A 13,145-nucleotide genomic window follows, 5' to 3' on the forward strand; every position below is an offset into this window, starting at 1 on the left:
TCTGGCAGAACGTCGCCCAAGGCACCCTCCTCGTCATCGCCGTCGTCATCCAACAACGACGCAACGGCGAACGCCCCATCGGACTCCCCGCCTGACCCCAGCCCGTCCTCGACGGCCCGGCCCTCCTGCCACGGAGGGGCCGGGCCGTCGGCGTCTCCGGGCGGAGTGCGAGGCGCGCCACCCCACGATTCGGCAAACTTCCGCCGACAGCCTTTCGATATCACATGAAACATGCCAGCATGCTCGACATCGAAAGCCGCCGGATGCGGCTCAAGTGATGTCGTTTGGTTCCACGGGCTCCGGAGGAGCGGCATGGTCGGACTTCGCAAGGCATCGGCTCCCCTGCTCGTGGCCGCACTGCTGGTGCCCGCCTTGGCGGCCCAAGCCCAGGCCCAAGCCCAGGCCCGGACCCCCGCCCGCCCGGTCGGCGCCACCCCGGCGACCGGCTGCGCGGGGCTCGGGACCCAGCCGGGCCCGGCCCTGCTGGACGTGGACTACGAGAGCGGGACGCTCGACTCGGGCGTCCCGGGCCTGACCACCACCCACGCGAGCGCGCCGGACGCCTCCGCCGTCGTGCGGCCGGGCGACCGGGGTCCGTACGCGGTGGAGCACCGGGTGACCCTGGACGACCCGGCCTACGTCTCCGACGGCGCCCCGCGCAGCGAGAGCGCCACGGACCTGCTGCCGAACGGGACCTTCCGCCCCGGCGACAGCGAGCGCTACGAGTTCAGCGCCCAGCTGCGGGACTGGCAGCCGTACCGGCCGGGCGGCAGCACGACCGGCGACATCTTCTTCCAGGGCAAGTACGGCGGCGGCCAGCCGCCGGCCTTCTACCTGATGGCCAAGCGCAACGCGGTGGCGTTCCGCTCGCCGCAGCTGGACTTCCAGGAGACGGTCGTGGCCGACTTCCAGCCGTACGTCGACCGGTGGATGGACTTCCGGGTGGACGTGCGCTGGGCCGCCGACGACACCGGCTGCTTCCGGGTCTCGGTGCGGCTCCCGGGGCAGTGCGACTACCGGCAGGTGATCGCGCTCGACGGGGTGGCCACCTGGAAGCCGAGCTCGCCGGCCGACCACGGCTACCTCAAGTGGGGCCTGTACCGGCCCTCGGAGTCGACCGCGGCCGGGGACGTCCCGACCCGCACCGTCCGGCACGACGGCATCCGCATCCTCCGGCTTCCCGACGCCGACCCCCAGTAGCAGCACCACCCCCACGAGGAGCAGCAGTGACCGACAGTCCCTTCCTGAGCAGACGCCGCCTCCTGCGGGCCGGCGGAGCGTTCGGCGCGGTCCTCGCCGCCGGATCGCTGCCCGCCGCCCGGGCCGCCGCCGCGACCCCCGCGGCGGGCGCCGGGGCGCCGGGCGCCCCGACGGTGACCGACCTGGGGCCGGGTCTGGTCCAGTTCTCGCTGATGAGCGGCGTCCTGGTGGGCGACACCGTCTACATCGGCTCGCGCAACCTGAACCCGTCCCGGGTGATCGGCTTCCACCTGCCGACCCGGAAGGTGGTCTCCCGCACCGATCTCGACGCCGGTCCGGAGCCGTCCGTGCAGGCGCTCGCCGCGGACCCCACCGGCCGGTACCTGTACATCGGCGTGATCCTCAAGGCCGACCAGGGCAAGCCCAACCTGTACCGCTGGGACCTCTCCACCCCCGACCGGCCCGCCGTCCCGGTCGGCCGGACCGGGGACCGCGACATCCGCGACCTCGCGGTCGCCCCCGACGGCAAGGTCTACGCGGTCGGCGGCATGCCGAACGTCGCGCCGGTGCTGTGGGAGTACGACCCGGCCACCGGCGAGGTGTCCGACCTGGGCACGCCCGACCCGAACGCGACGCTGGCCCGGGCGGTGGCCGCCACCGACACGACCGTCTTCTTCGGGGCGGGCAGCATCCTGGCCGGCGGGGGCGGCGCGAGCAAGGCCTCGCTGTACGCCTACGACCGGGCCGCGCGCACCTTCTCCTCGGTGGTGCCCAAGGAGATGGAGCAGGACCCGAGCCTGCGCGAACTCGCCGTCTTCGGCGACCGCCTGCTGGTCGGCACCTCGGGCGGGACGGACCCGGCGAAGTTCGCCGTGATGAACCTGGCGGACCTGTCCGACTACACGCTGGTGCCCACCCGGGGCAAGACGGTCAAGACCTTCGCGGCCGACGCGGAGCGGTTCTACTTCGCCTCCGAGACCGGCGTGCAGGTCTACTCGAAGGCCGACCGGACGATCACCCCGCTGGCCTTCGACGGGCCGGACCTCGGCGAGATCTGGGGCCTGGACCGGACCGGCGGGAAGCTGGCGGTGGTCTCCGGCTACGGCCTCCTGGTCGAGATCGACCCGGCCGCCGGCACCTCGGTGACCACCGACCTCGGCGAGGCGGGCGCGCCCGCCGACGCCCAGGCGGCCATGGGCGTGGCGGCCGGCGGCGGCTACCTCTACCTGGGCGGCAACGGCACCATCGCCCGGCACGGCCTGCGCAACGGCGAGGTGCTCAACCTGCGGGCGCCCGGCGAGGCCAAGGACGCCGAGGTGATCGACGGCGTCCTCCACACCGGCCAGTACGACGCCCAGGGCATCTGGTGCTACGACCCGCGCGACGGCGAGCAGCCCCGGCAGGTCGCGTCCTTCGCGTCCGAGCTGAACCGGCCGCTGGACACCTGCTGGGACCGGGACCACCGGCTGCTGCTGGTCGCCGTGCAGAACGACACCGCGGGCGGCGGCGCCCTGTGGACGTACGACCCGCGGACCCGGAAGTCGGCCTGCTTCGTCAACCCGATCGACGGCGTCCAGCACGTCCGGGCGGTGGCCGCCCACGGCGGGACCGCCTACCTGGGCGGCGACAACGCCGCCAAGACCGGGCCGCGCGGCACCGTGGTCGCCGTCGACCCGCGCACCGGCAAGGAGCAGTGGCGGACCGAGACGCAGCAGACCGGCTCGTCCGGCGGCGTGGCGGCGATGGCGGCGCAGGGCCGCCACCTGTACGTGCTGACCCGGAACGGCAGGTCGTTCGTCATCGACCTGCGCACCCGCGAGCAGCTGTTCACCGCGGACGTGAGCGCCGTCTGCCAGGGCTTCGCCGCCCTGGTGGTCAACCGGGGGGCGGTCTACGGCGTCTCGACCACCACGCTGTTCCGCTTCGACCCGAAGACGTTCGCGGTCGGCACGGTGGTCGCCGGGGTCAACGGCGCCTGGTACAGCGGGCCGCACCTGAACGCCCACGGCGGCAAGCTGTACACGCTGCGCGACCACAACCTGATCGAGGTGGACGACCACCGCTAGACCGGGCCCCGCCGGGCTCATCGGCCCCCGCCGGGTTCCGGCGGGGGCCGATTCGGTGATCCGCGCCAGGTGTAGACCTTTGATTGATATCTTTCGTCTGTCGAGTGAAGGGGGAACCGTTCGCTCGCTACCGAGGGAGGACCAGAGGTGTTGGCTGACGAACGGCGGCAGGCGATCCTGCGCGCGGTGGAGCACCGGGGCGCGATCACCGTCAAGGAACTGGCCACGGAGATGGGCGTCTCCGCCGTCACCCTGCGCCAGGACGTGCGGGAGCTGGCCGACCGGGGGCTGCTGGCCCGGGTGCACGGCGGCGCACGGGCGCTGGCCGCGCCCGAACCGGCCCCCGCCGCGGCCCGGTCCTCCGCCGCGGGCCGGGCCCCGACCGCGACCACGGCCCCGACCGGGGCCGCCGCCGGGCCGGAGGGGGCGGAGCAGCGCACGGTCGGGCTGGTGGTGCCGCCGGGCGGCTACTACTACGCGGAGGTGATCCGGGGCGTCCAGGACGCGGCCCGGGCGCGCGGCGTGCGGGTGGTGCTGGCCGTCTCCGGGGAGTCGCTGGCGGACAACCAGGAGCAGGTGCGCCGGCTGCTGGCCGGCGGTGTCGACGGGCTGCTGCTGATGCTGCACCCGGGCCTGCGCCCGCTGGAGGAGACCGAGCGCTGGCTGGGCGGCATCGAGGTGCCCGCCGTCCTGGTGGAGCGCCGGGCCGGGCCGGCGGCGGGCCGGCTGGAGCAGGTGGCCTCCGACCACGCGTACGGCGCGGCGCTGGCGGTGCGCCACCTGGCCGGGCTCGGGCACGACCGGGTGGCCCTGGTGGCCCGGGCCGAGAGCCCCAACACCGCGCTGCTGAGCGCCGGTTACACCGACGCGGTGAAGTCCGCGGGGCTGGCCCCGGGGCCGGAGTACCGGATCACCACCACCGGTGACGCGGCGGCGGCCGACGCCCGCTTCGAGGAGGTGGTCCGGGCCGTGGCGGCGGGCGGGTTCCGGGCCGCGCTGGTGCACAACGACATCGACGCGATCACCCTGCTCGGCCTGCTGCGGGCCCGGGGCCTGCGGGTGCCGGAGGACCTGGCCATGATCACCTACGACGACGAGGTGGCCGAGCTGAGCGAGATCCCGCTCACCGCGGTGGCTCCCCCCAAGCAGGCGGTGGGCTCGTGGGCGCTGGAGCTGGTGCTGCGCCGGCTGGCCGACCCGGCCGCGCCGCTGGCCGAGGTGCTGCTCCGCCCGGAACTGCGGGTGCGGGCCTCCTGCGGGGCCGCCGGGCCGTCCTGAGCCCGTGCGGCCCTGGCGGGGACTTCCGATGTCGTAATGCTTTCGTTTCTAACATTCGAAAGCATATGTGTTGACGGGCTGTCGTACGTACCGAATGATGACGGTGACACCCCAGCAAACGATCGGTGGCACCCCATGTTCCGTAGACGCCTGACATTGCTGTCCTGTTCCGTGGCGATCATCGGCGCCCTCGTCACGGGCTGCGGAAGCGCGGAGAGCGGGTCGTCCGCGCCCGGGCCCGCCGCCGGACCGGCGACCGGCGCGGTCACCTTCTGGTCCTTCGTCAAGGGCTCCGACAAGGTCGCCGAGGCGTTCAACCAGTCCCACCCGGGCATCAAGGTGACCTTCGAGTCGGTGCCGTCCGGCCAGGAGTACTACTCCAAGCTCACCAACGCGGTGAAGGCCGGCACCGTCCCGGACGTCGCGGTGGTCGAGTACCCGCAGCTGCCGGAGTTCGCCGCCCAGGGCGCCCTGGAGAGCCTGGACGCCGGCCTCACCGCCACGGTCAGGGACGAGTTCCCGGAGCCGGTGCGGCAGTTGGTCGAGCTCGGCGGCAGGACCTGGGGCGTCCCCCGGGACGCGGCCCCGCTGATGATGTACTACCGCAACGACTTCTTCTCCGCCCACCGGATCGCCGTCCCCACGACCTGGGACGAGTACCGGACGATGGCGCAGCAGGTGAAGCAGGCCGACCCGGACGCCCGCGGCGGGGTGCTGTTCACCGACAACCCGGGGCTGCTGACCGCCCTCGCCTGGCAGGCCGGGGCGCACTGGTTCGGCATCCGGGGCGACTCCTGGAAGGTGTCGCTGACCGACCCGGCCTCCCGCAAGGTCGCCGACTACTGGAGCGACCTCGCCCAGCAGGACCTGGTCGGCTCGCTGAGCACGCTCGACCCGTTCTGGACCAGCGTCCAGCAGGGCCGGACCGTCGCCTACGTCTGCGCCAGCTGGTGCGCCGGCTCCCTCCAGGCGACCGTCGCCGACCAGGCCGGCAAGTGGTCGGTGGCCCCCGTCCCGACCTGGGACGGCCGACCGGCCTCCGCGATGTACGGCGGCTCGTCCTTCGTGATCCCCAAGGGCGCCAAGAACAGCCCGGCCGCCGCCGAGTTCATCAAGTGGATCACCACCGACCCCGAGGGCATGAGGGCCTGGGTCTCCTCCGGGACCAGCAGCATGTTCCCCGCCGACCCGAAGCTGGTGCCGGTCGCCAAGGCCGCCTACCCCACCACCTACTTCGGCGGCCAGGACGTGTACGCCGTCGGCGGCGCCTCCTACGACGCGGTCCTGCCCGGCTGGACCTGGGGCCCGGTGATGGGCACCACGAACACCGCGATCGTCGACCAGCTGCCCAAGGTCGCCGGCGGCGCGCGCCTGGCCGACGTCCTGAACGGCGCGCAGCAGGCCACCGTCGAGGACGTCCGGCACCGCGGCATGCAGCTCGCCCCGTAGTCCGCGCCACCCCTGGTGGGCCCGCGCCCGCCCCGCCGCCCGCCCGGCGGGCCACCGCCGGGCCCTCCCCCGCACCCCCGAGGAAGCCGGTATGGCAAGCCCGTCAGCCCGTGCCCAGCGCCGAACCGCCGCGCTGCTCCTGGCACCGTTTCTCGTCCTGTTCAGCGCCGTCACCCTCGCCCCGCTGCTCTACGCGGGCTGGATGAGCCTGTTCACCACCCGCACCTCCGGCCTCGGCTTCGGCGGCGCCCACCGGGTCTTCGCCGGCCTGGACAACTTCACCCACGCGCTGGCGGACCCGGCGTTCCGCCACGGGTTCCTCACCATCGTCCTGTACGTCGTGGTCTACATCCCGGTGATGATCGGCGGCGCGCTCGCCCTGGCGCTGCTGCTGGACTCGGGGCTGGCCCGGGCCCGGGCCTTCTTCCAGCTGGCCCTGTTCCTGCCGCACGCGGTGCCCGGCCTGATCGCGGCGCTGATCTGGGTCTACCTGTACACCCCCGGCCTCAGCCCGGTGATCGGCCTGCTCGGGAACGTCGACTTCCTGTCGGCGGACAACGCGGTCCTCTCCACCGCCAACATCGCGGTCTGGGAGTGGACCGGCTACAACACGGTGATCTTCTACGCCGCGCTCAAGGCGGTGCCCGGCGAGGTGCTGGACGCGGCCCGGATCGACGGCGCGGGCGGCCTCCGCACCGCCCTGTCGATCAAGCTGCCGATGATCCGCCCCTCGGTCGCGCTGGCCGTCCTGTTCACGGTGATCGGGTCGATCCAGCTGTTCACCGAGCCGAAGGTCATCTACAGCGCCTCCAGCGCGATCGGCAGCAGCTGGACGCCCAACATGTACGTCCAGACCGCCGCCTTCACCCGCAACGACTTCGGCCTGGCGGCGGCCGCCTCGCTGCTCATCGCGCTGTTCGCCGCCGCCCTGTCGTTCCTCGTCACCCGTCTGTCGCGCCACAGGAGCCAGCCGTGACCAAGCCCCCGACCCTCCGGGCCCCGACCCCCGCCGCGGCCCCGGCCCGGCCCGGCCCGAGCACCCCGGCCCGGCGGCGCCCCCGCCCGCGCCACCCGGCGCTGCTGTCCCGGGCCGGCGTGACCGCGGTGCTGGGCCTGGCCGCCCTCTACACCCTGCTGCCGATGCTCTGGCTGGTGCTGTCCTCCACCAAGAGCCGCCAGGACCTGTTCGGCACCAACGGCTTCGCCCCCGGCAGGCGGTTCGCGCTCCTCGAGAACCTCGGCCACCTGTTCAGCACCGACCACGGCATCTACCTGCGCTGGATCGGCAACACGGTGCTGTACGCCGGCGTCGGCTCGCTGCTGGCCACGGTGTTCGCGGTGGCCGCCGGGTACGCCTTCGACAAGCTGGCCTTCCCCGGCAAGGAGAAGCTCTTCGCCTTCGCCCTGCTCGGCGTGATGGTGCCGGGCACGGCGCTGGCGGTCCCGCTGTACCTGCTCGCCGCCCGGGTCGGCCTGGTGAACACCTTCTGGGGCGTCTTCCTGCCCGGCCTGGTCTTCCCGTTCGGGGTCTACCTGGCCCGGGTGTTCAGCGCCGCCTACGTGCCCGACGAGGTGCTGGAGGCCGCCCGGATGGACGGGGCGGGCGAGTTCCGGGCGTTCTGCCGGATCGCCTTCCCGATGCTGGCCCCGGCCTTCGTGACCATCTTCCTGTTCCAGTTCACCCAGATCTGGAACTCGTTCTTCCTGCCCCTGGTGATGCTGTCCGACAAGGACCTCTTCCCGGTCAACCTCGGCCTGTACGTCTGGTACTCGTCCGCGCTCTCCCAGGGGCACCCGCAGGACTACCTGCTGGCCGTGGTCGGATCGCTGGTGTCCGTGGCCCCGCTGGTGGTGCTGTTCCTGATGCTCCAGCGGTTCTGGAAGTCCGGCATGACGGCCGGCGCCGTCAAGTAGGCCATCGACATGAGGATCCCCGTGCCCACGACCCCGCCCGCCCGGCCCGTTCCGGACCGCCCGCCCGCCCAGCCCGCCGCGCACCGCCCGCGCGCCCTGTTCGCCATGGGCCGCCGGCACCGCGACGCGCTCTTCCCCCCGGCCGCGGTCGAGCGGCTTGCCCGCCACGTCGACCTCGACCCGGGACTCGTCGTCGAGGCCGCCGGGGACTTCGACCGGATCGCGGACCCGGCCTCCGTCGAGCTGCTGGTCACCTCCTGGGGCTGCCCCCCGCTGGACGCCGCCGCGCTGGACCGGCTGCCCGCGCTGGCGGCCGTCGTGCACGCCGCCGGAAGCGTCAAGCACCACGTGACGGAGGCGTGCTGGGAGCGCGGGCTGCGGGTCAGCTCGGCCGCCGCGGCCAACGCCGTCCCGGTCGCCGAGTACACCCTCGCCGCCATGCTGTTCGCCAACAAGCGCGTCCTGGAGATCGGCGGCCTCTACCGCGAGCACCGGGCCGCCCTGGACTGGTCGGCGCACTTCCCCGGCTTCGGCAACTACCGGCGCACCATCGGCGTCGTCGGCGCCTCCCTGGTCGGGCGCCGGGTGCTGGAGCTGCTGCGGCCCTTCGACTTCGACGTCCTGGTGGCCGACCCCCACCTCGACCCGGCCGGGGCCCGCGCCCTCGGGGCCCGGCCCGCCGAGCTGGACGAGCTGCTCCCGCTCTGCGACGTCGTCTCGCTGCACGCCCCCGCGCTGCCCGAGACCCACCACCTGCTGGACACCCGGCGGCTGGCGCTGATGCGGGACGGGGCGACGCTCATCAACACCGGGCGCGGCTCGCTGGTCGACACCGCGGCGCTGACCGCCGAACTGCGCTCGGGCCGCCTGCACGCCGTCCTCGACGTCACCGAGCCCGAGGTGCTGCCGGCCGACTCGCCGCTGTACACGCTGCCCAACGTGCTGCTCACCCCGCACATCGCCGGCTCGCTGGGCGGCGAGCTGCTGCGGATCACCGCCGGTGCCCTGGACGAGGTCGAACGGTACTGTGCCGGACGGGAGTTCGCCCACCCGGTGAGCCGCGCGGCGCTGTCCGTCTCGGCCTGAGCGAACCGCCGAACCCGCCACCGCAACCACCACCCGGAGCACCCGCGATGCCCGCCACCGGCCGACTGACCGACGTCCTGCTGTACACCCGCACCACCGGCTACCGCCACGCCTCCCTCCCGGCCGCGACGGCGGCGCTGCGCGAACTGGGCCGGGACCACGGCTTCGCCGTCGAGGCCACCGAGGACCCGGCGGTGTTCACCGACGCCTCGCTGGCCGGGCGCGGCGCGGTGGTGTTCCTGTCCACCAGCGGCGAGGTGCTCACCCCGGACGGGCGGGCGGCGCTGCGGCGCTGGGTGGAGGGCGGCGGCGGCTTCGCGGGCGTGCACTCGGCCGCCTGCACCGAGTACGACTGGCCGTACTACGGCGAGCTGCTCGGCGCCCGCTTCGCCGGGCACCCCGAGGTGCAGCCCGCCACCGTGCTGGTGGAGGACCGGGACCACCCGGCGACCGCCCACCTGCCGGCGCGCTGGCCGTGGTGCGACGAGTGGTACGACTTCCGGGACGGCCCGCGGCCGGGGGTGCGGGTGCTGGCGACCGTCGACGAGTCGGGCTACCGGGGCGGCGGCATGGGCGGCGACCACCCCCTGGTGTGGTGCCGGGAGTCCGGGGCGGGCCGCTCCTTCTTCACCGCCCTGGGCCACCGGGAGGAGGCGTACGCGGACCCGCTCTTCCGCCGCCACCTGCTGGGCGGCCTGCGCTGGGCGGCCGGCGCGGCGGACTGACGGCCGCGACCGGAGGCGCGGGCGCGCGGCGGACCCGGCCGGGCGCCCCGGCCTGGAAGCTGTGCTGCCAGGCCGGGGGCGGTGCTATGGTCGTGCTCGCCCAGGACCAGGAAGGGGAGCTCGCGCATGCTCGGTGGAGTGTTCCCGGTGGCGCAGGCCCCGCGGGGCGGCGGGCGACGGTCCGCCGTCGCGGACGGGTGCCCGGGAGCCGTCGGGGGGCTGGTCGGATGACGGTCGGACGCGGGACGCTGAGCGACCAGATCGTCCGGGAGATCATCGCGGAGATCAAGGAGCGCGACCTGCGGGCCGGTGACGAGATCCCGGCCGAGGGCGAGCTGGCCGAGCGGCACGGGGTGAACCGCCTGGTGGTCCGCGAGGCCGTCCGGACCCTGGTGGCCCGGGGCGTGCTGGTCTCCAGCCAGGGCCGGCGGGCCCGGGTCGCGGTGCCCTCCCCCACGGTGCTGGAGCAGATCCTGGAGTTCCGCCTCAGCCAGAACTCGATGGAGCTGCGCGACCTGATAGAGACCCGCCGGGTGATCGAGGGCGAGCTCGCCCGCCGCGCGGCCTCCCGGGTCGCCGCCGGACAGGGTTCGGTGGACGGGGCCGAACTCGCGCTGGCCGCCATGCGCGAGCGCACCGGCGACCGCGACGCCTTCATCGCCGCCGACCTGGCCTTCCACCAGGCGCTGGCCGACCTGGCCGACTCCAACGTGCTCTCCTTCATCCTGTCGGCCATGAACGGCGTCCTGCTGGACGCCCGCCGCACCAGCTTCCAGGGCCGGGAGGAGCGCGGCAGCAGCCACCAGGAGACCGTCGACGCGCACCGGGAGATCCTCGACGCGGTCGTCGCCGGCGACCCGGACGCCGCGGCCGGGGCGATGGCACGCCACCTCACCGAGACCGGGCACGACCTGGGGCTGTGACGGCCGGCCGCGGGGCGCGGAACCGCGGCCGCCGGCTCAGAACCTCGGTTCCAGGGCGAGTTCGGTCCAGATCGTCTTGCCGCGCTCCGCGTACCGGCAGCCCCAGCGCTCCGCCAGCTGCGCGATCAGGAACAGGCCGCGCCCGCCCTCGTCGCTGTCCAGCGCGCGGCGCAGGCGCGGCTGGGTGTTGGAGGGGTCGGAGACCTCGCAGACCAGCGTCCGGTCGCGGATCAGCCGCAGCACGGCGGGGCCGTGGGTGTAGCGGATGGCGTTGGTGACCAGCTCGCTGACGATGAGTTCGGCGGCGAAGGCGAGGTGGTCCAGGCCCCAGGCGGCGAGCTGGGCCCCGGTGTCGGCGCGGGCCCGCTGGACGTCGGCGAGGTCGGCGTACCGCCGGGTCAGGGTGGACTGCGGCAGGACGGCGCGGGTGCGGGCGAGCAGCAGCGCGGTGTCGTCCTCGGGGTGGTCGGCGCCGGGGCGGGCGGCGAGCAGGTCGGCGGCGACGTCCTGGAGGGGGCGGTCGGCGGGGGCGAGGCCGGGCAGCCGGGTGAGCAGGCCGGGCATGGCGGCGTCCGGGTCGTGGCCGGTGAGGCCGTCGGTGTACAGGGCGAGCAGGCTGCCCGGCTCCAGCACGGTGCGGTGCACCTCGTAGGCGCTGTCGCCCGCGCCGAGCGGCGGCCCGGGGTCGAGCGGCAGGTAGCGGGCGGTGCCGTCCGGGGTGAGCAGCAGCGGCGGGGGGTGTCCGGCGCTGGCGGTGTGCAGTTCCCGGCCGACGGGGTCGTAGACGGCGAACAGGCAGGTGGCGCCGACGGTGTCGGGCTCGGCGGACTCGGCGGCCATCCGCTGGACCAGGTCGTTGAGGCGGATCAGCAGGTCGTCGGGCGGCAGGTCGAGTTCGGCGAGGGTGTGGACGGCGGTGCGCAGCCGGGCCATGGTGGCGGTGGCCTGGAGCCCGTGGCCGGTGACGTCGCCGATGACCAGGGCGGTGCGCAGCGAGGAGAGCGGGAAGGCGTCGTACCAGTCGCCGCCGACGCCGAGGGTGCCGTCGGCGGGCCGGTAGGCGCCGGTGCTCTCGCAGGCGGTGGTGGTGTCGGTGGTGGGCGGCGGGAGCAGGCTGTTCTGGAGGACGACGGCGGTGGCGTGCTCGCGGGTGTAGCGGAAGGCGTTGTCGAGGGCGAGTGCGGTGCGGTCGCACAGGTCCTGGACGAGTTTCACGTCGGCGTCGTCGAACGGTTCGGGGGTGGTGGTGCGCCAGACCATGACGTAGCCGAACAGCCGGCCGCGGTAGTAGAGCGGGCAGCCGATCGCGGAGCGCATGCCCGCGGGGACGTGCGCGGCGATCAGCCGCGGGTCTCCGCTGAGCGCGTAGCGGGCGCTGTCCGGGTCGAAAGCGAGGGCGCCGCCGACCGCGACGGCCGCGATCTCCGGCCGGTCGGGGACGGTGGGGACGGGTTCGCCGACCTGCACGAGCGGGGCGGGCCAGCGCCCCCCGGTGGCCTTCGCGGCGACCCGGCGCGGCGCGGACGCCTGGACGCCGGGGTAGCCGAGCTGCGGGTCGCGGCCCTGCAGGACGGCGTCGGGGAAGTCGACGGCGGCCAGGTCGCCCAGAGCCGGAACCAGCACGTCGACGAGTTCGCGGGCCCCGCCGACCACGTCGAGGGAGCCGCCGATCTCGGCGGCGCGCCGGTACGCCTCGGCCAGGCCGAGCCGGGCGCGGCCGGCGGCGGGCAGCTCGACCAGGACGACGACCACGCCGCGGGGGCGCCCGTCGGGGCCGTCGTCGGGGTCGGCGGCGGGGAAGCAGGTGAGGGAGAAGACCCGCTGCTCGTCCAGGCGGTGCTCGACCCCGATGACGGCGGTGCCGTCGAGGGCGGTCCGGTCGCAGGCGGCCCGGGCGGGCACGCCCTCGGGGGTGCGCAGGCGCTCCAACCAGTCCTGGCCGTCCGGGCCGGTGCCGAGGCCGCTCACCAGCAGGGCGTCGAAGGCGGCGCTGAGCCGGACGGGGCGCAGGCCGCGGTCGAGGTAGGCGGTGGCGATGCGGTCCTGCTGGAGCACGGCCCGGGCCAGCGAGGCGTCCGGGAGCCCGAGGCCGGCCGGGTCGGCGGGCTGCGGGGTGATCGTCAGCAGCGCGCCGCCGCCGGGCGGGCCCGCGGGCAGCAGGCGCAGGTCGACGGTGCGCGAACCGCCGTCGGCGCGCCGCAGTCGGGCGCCCTCGACGGGGGCGGTGCCGGTGGGCAGCGGGCCGCCGAGCAGCTCGGCGGCCGGACGGCCGCGCAGGCCGTCGGCGGGGACGCCGAACAGGTCGGCGGCGCCCTGCGACCACCAGGTGACGGTGCCCGCCGGGTCGAGCAGGACCGCGGCGCTCGCGGGGACGGGCTCCCGCGCCGGGTCCTGGCCGGGGGCGGGCGCGGGGGGTGCTGGAGAGTCCACGGGGCGTCTCCCCTTCCGGGCTCGGGCGCGTACCTCCTGCCAGGATGCGCCGCCGGACGACCGCGGGCACGCCG

General features: G+C 74.8%; 10 protein-coding genes. 9 read left to right on the top strand and 1 reads right to left on the bottom strand.

Annotation, left to right across the window (positions count from 1 at the left end; genetic code table 11):
• Positions 1-312 precede the first annotated feature (312 nt).
• The 9 genes from ACIQVD_RS29770 (at position 313) to ACIQVD_RS29810 (ending at position 10,641) form a co-directional block, all read left to right on the top strand.
• Positions 313-1,200 carry a heparin lyase I family protein gene (locus ACIQVD_RS29770; RefSeq protein WP_402292272.1) on the top strand — a complete coding sequence of 296 codons (888 nt, stop codon included), beginning with the start codon at positions 313-315 and terminating at the stop codon, positions 1,198-1,200.
• A 26-nt stretch (positions 1,201-1,226) separates the two neighbouring features.
• On the top strand, positions 1,227-3,266 hold the full coding sequence (locus ACIQVD_RS29775) for a PQQ-binding-like beta-propeller repeat protein (protein ID WP_402292273.1): 2,040 nt from the start codon (positions 1,227-1,229) through the stop codon (positions 3,264-3,266).
• Positions 3,267-3,413: 147 nt separating this feature from the next.
• A complete protein-coding gene (locus ACIQVD_RS29780) occupies positions 3,414-4,544 on the top strand; it encodes a substrate-binding domain-containing protein (RefSeq protein ID WP_402292274.1) in 1,131 nt (376 codons plus the stop codon).
• Between the two features lie 171 nt (positions 4,545-4,715).
• A complete protein-coding gene (locus ACIQVD_RS29785) occupies positions 4,716-5,993 on the top strand; it encodes an ABC transporter substrate-binding protein (protein ID WP_400691072.1) in 1,278 nt (425 codons plus the stop codon).
• A gap of 91 nt (positions 5,994-6,084) precedes the next feature.
• Positions 6,085-6,969, top strand: a complete 885-nt coding sequence (locus ACIQVD_RS29790; protein WP_400691069.1) for a carbohydrate ABC transporter permease — start codon at positions 6,085-6,087, stop codon at positions 6,967-6,969.
• Positions 6,966-7,907 carry a carbohydrate ABC transporter permease gene (locus ACIQVD_RS29795; protein WP_402292275.1) on the top strand — a complete coding sequence of 314 codons (942 nt, stop codon included), beginning with the start codon at positions 6,966-6,968 and terminating at the stop codon, positions 7,905-7,907. The genes ACIQVD_RS29790 and ACIQVD_RS29795 overlap by 4 nt, the downstream gene beginning before the upstream one ends.
• 105 nt (positions 7,908-8,012) lie before the next feature.
• The gene (locus ACIQVD_RS29800; RefSeq protein WP_400691089.1) at positions 8,013-8,993 is read left to right on the top strand and encodes a hydroxyacid dehydrogenase; all 981 of its coding nucleotides are present in this window, start codon (positions 8,013-8,015) and stop codon (positions 8,991-8,993) included.
• A 47-nt stretch (positions 8,994-9,040) separates the two neighbouring features.
• Positions 9,041-9,718, top strand: coding sequence for a ThuA domain-containing protein (locus tag ACIQVD_RS29805; RefSeq protein ID WP_402292276.1), 678 nt, complete (start codon positions 9,041-9,043; stop codon positions 9,716-9,718).
• A gap of 227 nt (positions 9,719-9,945) precedes the next feature.
• Positions 9,946-10,641, top strand: a complete 696-nt coding sequence (locus ACIQVD_RS29810; protein WP_400691060.1) for a FadR/GntR family transcriptional regulator — start codon at positions 9,946-9,948, stop codon at positions 10,639-10,641.
• A 36-nt stretch (positions 10,642-10,677) separates the two neighbouring features.
• Here ACIQVD_RS29810 and ACIQVD_RS29815 read toward each other — a convergent pair whose 3' ends face one another.
• Positions 10,678-13,071 (bottom strand): SpoIIE family protein phosphatase, encoded by a 2,394-nt coding sequence (locus ACIQVD_RS29815; RefSeq protein WP_402292277.1) that lies wholly within the window; start codon positions 13,069-13,071, stop codon positions 10,678-10,680.
• Positions 13,072-13,145 lie beyond the last annotated feature (74 nt).

It is taken from the genome of Kitasatospora sp. NPDC090308 (assembly GCF_044769485.1).
Taxonomy (GTDB): domain Bacteria; phylum Actinomycetota; class Actinomycetes; order Streptomycetales; family Streptomycetaceae; genus Kitasatospora; species Kitasatospora fiedleri.

Bases quoted from the DNA above. Each gene is read 5' to 3' on its own strand.
- ACIQVD_RS29810 (WP_400691060.1), top strand. From the start codon at position 9,946: ATGACGGTCGGACGCGGGACGCTGAGCGACCAGATCGTCCGGGAGATC.
- ACIQVD_RS29790 (WP_400691069.1), top strand. From the start codon at position 6,085: ATGGCAAGCCCGTCAGCCCGTGCCCAGCGCCGAACCGCCGCGCTGCTC.
- ACIQVD_RS29770 (WP_402292272.1), top strand. From the start codon at position 313: ATGGTCGGACTTCGCAAGGCATCGGCTCCCCTGCTCGTGGCCGCACTG.
- ACIQVD_RS29805 (WP_402292276.1), top strand. From the start codon at position 9,041: ATGCCCGCCACCGGCCGACTGACCGACGTCCTGCTGTACACCCGCACC.
- ACIQVD_RS29800 (WP_400691089.1), top strand. From the start codon at position 8,013: ATGGGCCGCCGGCACCGCGACGCGCTCTTCCCCCCGGCCGCGGTCGAG.